The sequence below is a fragment of the Mycolicibacterium arseniciresistens genome, assembly GCF_030519285.1.
GTDB classification, from domain to species: domain Bacteria; phylum Actinomycetota; class Actinomycetes; order Mycobacteriales; family Mycobacteriaceae; genus Mycobacterium; species Mycobacterium arseniciresistens.
On the sequence record NZ_JAUMSQ010000317.1, the window covers coordinates 1 to 734 of the forward strand.

The window sequence follows — 734 nt, forward strand, 5'->3', positions numbered from 1 at the left end:
GGCCGCGCTGCCAGTCCGCGGCCAGCACGCCGGCGAACACGTCGCCGGCCCCGGTGGTGTCGACCGCCCGGACGGCCGGGGCGGGGACGTCGAAGCGTTCCCCGTCGCCGAGATAGCTCGCGCCGCGCGCGCCGCGGGTGATCACCAGATGCGGGACCGGCCAGTGCCAGTCGGCTGCCTCCGCCTCGTTGACCACCACCACGTCGGCCAGTTCGGACAGTGCGAGCAACTCGTGGGCCTTCGCCCCGGCCGGGGAGGCGTTGACGATGACGACCGCGCCGGCGTCGCGCCCGAGCCGGGCGGCGTCGACGGCGGTCTGGACGGGGATCTCCAACTGCAGCAACAGCACCTCGGCGGTGGCGATGACATCGCGTACCGCGGCGGAGTCGACCCGCAGCGCGGCGTTCGCGCCCGGCGCCACCACGATGCTGTTCTCCGCCGCCGCGTCGACCATGATCACCGCCGAGCCGCTCGGCCCCGGCACGGTGACCACCCCGTCGAGGGCGACCCCGTTGCCGCGCAGATGGCCCCGCAGCGACTGCGCAGCGGCGTCGTCACCGAGCGCGGCGACCAGCGCCACGTCGGCGCCGGCCCGCGCGGCGGCCACCGCCTGGTTGGCGCCCTTGCCGCCCGGCGCGCTCGAGGTCGACGACGCCAGCACCGTCTGTCCCGGCCGCGGCAACGCGGAGACCCGGTACGTCACGTCGGCATTGACACTGCCGACCACGCAGACC

1 protein-coding gene is annotated in these 734 nt (G+C 75.7%); it reads right to left on the minus strand.

Features of this window, described 5'->3' with window-relative positions; genetic code table 11:
- Positions 1 to 734 (minus strand): ribokinase (locus Q2100_RS26985; protein ID WP_302916532.1); only part of this gene is annotated, 734 nt, incomplete at both ends.